Annotated in this window: 1 protein-coding gene; it reads right to left on the bottom strand. The window is 46.7% G+C overall.

Annotated features, from left to right (window positions below; translation table 11 throughout):
* On the bottom strand, positions 1–4,782 hold a 4,782-nt coding region (locus tag KDK18_RS11045), incomplete at both ends, for a hypothetical protein (protein ID WP_257254956.1).

The following is a 4,782-nucleotide window of genomic DNA, read 5'->3' as shown; positions in this document are numbered from 1 at the left end:
TAGCCTTGATCAGCTCTGATTCAGACACGCCAACGGCATTGGCATAAGGTGTCAGAGTATCCTGAACATTAGTCAGGAATGCTACGGTCTTGCGGCCGTTTTCAAAGGCGACATCGTCAAGAACGTAGTTGGCGATGACCACAGCTGCATACTCTTTCATGCCGGCAACAGACGCCTTCATACCCGCCGGGCCAGTGGTGGTCACAGTCACAGGTGCAAAGGCACTCTGCATGAATTCCTCAGCACTCTTTTCGGACAGCCCATGGACAACGGCTCTGAAGTGGATTAACTTGATGCCACGTCTGTAGCCAAGGAGGTGTTCAAATTCTTCTACTGGCTCATAACCATCGACACTTCTGACGGCCTTTATGTAGTTCTCAAGTTCAACCTTGCTGATCAGACCTTCACGCAGCAGAGTGATGATCTTGTGACCACTGGCAGAATGGGCAGCGAAGTATTCCGAAAAGCTTTTCAGCTCCTTTGGTTCACACTCGACGAAATGAATGGCTGTTTTGCCCATGCCGCGAATTTCATCGTCGTATTGTTGAGCCCCGTTTTGCAGCTCGCGCCTGGCCCTGACCACAAGCTCATGGACTTTTTTAGGGACATTGAGAGGCTGATCTTTTCCAGGGTTGAGAGGGGGCGGGAAGGTCGTTTTCAGACTTTTGAAAACTTCCACAATCCGACTGGCCTGATCAAGCGTCAGCCCGTCTCCGATCGATGCAATCAGGCGAAGCGGTTGAAGTTCATCGGCAAAACCTAAAGCCGGAAAGTAGGGTATTAGCCCACCGCGTTTTTCCGCTAATTCTGCCAGACCCATTGCGGCTTCCAGAGCTTGTTTCTTGAGAGAGTGCTGCTGCATGAAGTCATGGATATCGGTCAGGACTTTTATCTGCCTGGGTGTGAATTGGGAGGGAGCGACATCATTTTCGACGGCTTCCTCTGCTGCCTTCAAGACTTCCCTTATTCTCTCAATGTTTGCTTTCCTGGGTTCAAGCTCATCTTCCAGACGGGCCTGCTCCTGAATCAGTTGCCGGATCTCACCGCCGGTACCATCATGACCACCCAGTTGTACCTGTCTGTTTCTCAGGATATCAAGTCGTCGTCTAAAGGTGTCAGAAGTGTCTGGTTTAAGGTCCACGGCTTCTTCAGTGGTATCAAGAAACGCTACATTGTAATTCGTCAGAGCATCTTCTGCTTTTGATACAGCTTCACATTTCTGCTTCAGGATTAAACTCAGCTCAACCATTTCGTGCTTATGTAGGGTTTTAGCCTCCTCATCGATGCCTCCAAAATCAATAATCTTCTGTTGTTTACGATCCAGATTCTCTTGTGCATCCCTCTGTTCAGACATTGCATTGATCACGTCCATAAATTTCTTGTGGTGCTCACGCAGGAATTCTGTGATCTGAGTGTACTTTTTTCTGGCTAAAGGCAGTTCACCCAATGCTTCCTCAAGGGTACCGGTTTCGTCCGGACCATGATTTTTTTTATGGCTTGTAACTGAAAAAAAGTAATCATTTTTTTGCAGTGAACTGAGGTCATCTTCTTTTATATGGATATCCAGATCTGCTCTGGCTCCGGGTGTCTCAATGATTTCATCTCTTTTTTCTGTACTGTGTTCCCGCAGGAAATGTCTGATGTCCTCTAATCGCTCTTCAGACGTTTGTTCGTCACCTGCAGCCAGACCAAAGCCGGTCTGAAGTTGTTTCATTAGCCGATTGAGAGTTGCGTCGTCTTGATCCGGGAGGTGTTGGAGATCACTGCGTTTTCCCGCAAATAATACGTGTTTGCCACTAATTGTCTTAAGTTCACGGTAAACCTCTTTCAGTCCGTTTTCAGCATTTTCCAATGCTCGTCTGGCATTGGCTAGCTCACGATCAAGAACGTATCGGGGTCTGGGGCCCAGACGAGTCAATTGCCTGTCAAGCTCGTTCTCAATGGCTGCAATGCGCTCATTAACGTCAGGCTGACCTGTATTGATAACTAAATCGTCCAGCTGCAGGAGTTTTTTTTCAATCAAACTGTTCTGGTCGTTGATAATGGCATCTTCTCTATAATCCTCAATGTTGAGTTGATGAGCCACTGCATTGTTCCAGGATCTTCTGGCAGCTTCATCGTCATAAGCTGTATTTGATTCTTCGATTAATTCCAGAACTCTGGCTCTCAGGATATCCTTCTGATCAGACAGGTTGTTATCCTGCTCAAGTGCTACATTCAGGTCTTTGGCCAGTTTGACAGTGAAAGCTCTGCCGCTTTCTCTGGCAGCAACGTTTTCATCAGGGTTGATGCTTAGCTCGTCCTCAACAGCTCTAAGCAGAATTGTCTGTTGTTCCCTGGCGTGCTTGTCCAGGTAGGCATCTTCGACTTTATAGATAAGAGTCGCACGAATCTTGTTGTATTTGAGATCTTTCTTGTTCAGAGCTTTGCTGTCTTCTTTCCAGAGGGTTTGATCTATCTGATCCAGCAATTGCTCTGAGACATCATGATCGGCAAGTAGGGTATGAACCCGGGCAAGTCTTGCTGCATTGTCATCCCATTCGTCGAATTTGATGTTAAGAATCTTTTCTACGGCTTCGAGCACAGCGGACTGTTGTTCTCTGGCTTGCATGTCCGGGTCAGAGCCTTCGACTTTATCGTGAAGGTTTGCAAGAAGCATAATGAGTTTGTGTTCCTTCTCGTCCTGAGTTTTGCTTTCATATTGCCAGCGGATGTTATCGATTCGATTCAGTACCGCATCCAGTATCTTTTCTGAGAGAGGATTGCGGTTAAGTGTTATAAAAACTCTGGTGAGTCTTGTTGTTTTGTCATCCTCTTCATTGACTCTGATGTCAAGTACTACTTCTACGTCATCCAGTATGTCCAGAGCCTCGTTCTCTGCCAGCTGTCTGGCATCTCTGATGTATTCCTGCATGTTTTCAGAAATGCCCCGGCGACGGAGATACACGTCGTCGTTTTCATCAAGGTCATGCATCTTAAGGGCTTTTTCTACGGCACTCAGCGTCTCAAGGACTTCGGGCATGGGTTTGGGGTTGCTTTGTGTTCTGATGTCTTGCCGTTCTTGTTTCGAATCTGCAAGGCTGTCGAACCTGTTATGAATCTGTGCAAGTTCATCCACACAATACTGTGCTTGTCCTGATATTTTCTGCTTTTTCTGACCACTTGGAATGACTGATACTATTGTTCGTTCTGTTAATGTTCGTTCTGTTAATTCCTTTTGATCGTTGAGTTTGGCCTCTGTTGCCCTTAGTGCTTGCAACTCATTTTCCATCTCAATGAGCTGTCCGGCAAATCTGCCAGCGACTTTGGAAGCAAAGCCTTCCTCTTCACTAAAAGGATCGTCAAAATAATCGTTAGAAAATACGCTGATATCGGACCTGATTATTTCATGAATATTCTGAATGAAATCCCGGTTAGTCAGAAGATTTCCAAGTACGGGTTTGAAGCTGAAACGTTTTACGAGTTGGATATGCATCCAGGTCGGCGTGATGAATGACGAAACGAATCTGACGTGTGGCATTGTGAATTTAAATTCGTCTGCTCCATCCGAAACAGCACAGGTCAATGTCTGCTGGAGATATTCATAGTATGCAAGCGTCACCAGTTTGCCATGGTATAAAAGCGACGTATGTTCACTTTTGACAATTCCATTATTGTGCTCTGCAGCTAACCCTTCGAGCTGTGCCATCTGCCTGCTTCGAATGATGTACTGGTAGCTTTTGACCCTGTCTTTTTTAACCTGTATTGTTTCCCGGGGGCGAGGGCTGTTGTAGAACTCTTCCATCCAGACGTCATAGATACCTTCAATAAAAGCGATATCGGTCGGATTCTGCTTCTGACCGCGGAAAACAATAATCTCCCCCGGAGTCTCAGTCACTTCCAGTTTTGGATAACCTGCAGGCACAGGGTATGCCTGCGTGTCATCCTCAACGTATACGACATAGCCGACGGGCTTATGGCAGGACAACAGTTTATTCAGAGTTTCCTGTTGTAAATCTTCACCCAGAAGATGAACCCGGGCGTAGGCAGAGGTGGCTGCTGCTAAAAGCACCTCATCATTGACAAAGAGCGATTGACCCAGACGTTGCAGTTCAGGAGGCTGATCGCCTGCTGCGATAAGACGCATGAAGGTGCGCCCATTCACTTCAACTTTGTCTACTTCAATAGTGGCAAGGGCAACATAGTGATCAACTTCGCCAAGACTTCCTGCTCTTTCATTCGCACCCTTCAGCACTCCGACCAGAAGTTCAGGGTTGGCAACTTTCGTAAACGGTTCTAATGGTTGGATATCATCTGATTGAGCACGAACAGCTGAAATTGAGCTCTGATCGGTCATTCCTTTTCTGACTTCAATGACCAGTTTCGTTTCTGCAAGATCATGGGTGAACTTGAAGATTCCCTCATTACCGACCTTGAGAACTTTGGTGTATTTCTGAGCAATTTCATTATCGTCTGTTGCAAATAGATCAACACTGGAAACGCCACCCTCGATGCCGGAAAGAACGTCTGTGAAGCCTTCAGAAGGAACGTCATAGCCCGCTCTGACTTCAGTCTGGTCCGGGTATGTGGTGGTAAAGGATCCGGGTATTGGCTGCTGGTCATCACCTGAAGTTGGCTTAACTATAACCTCACTCCGGGTAAACTCCTTATGTCCATTGTCCCGAATATCGAAAGATTTTATCTGCAGCCTGCGATCGGCCAGTGCCTGTGTGACAATGATGGAAGAGCTGATGGCAATGGCTACGGCAAGGCTTAATGCATTGGGACGAAATTTTCTCATTC

The sequence above is a fragment of the Endozoicomonas sp. SESOKO3 genome (genome assembly GCF_024606255.1).
The sequence above is the reverse complement of the archived record's forward strand: the minus strand, read 5'-3'. Positions and strand labels throughout refer to the sequence as shown.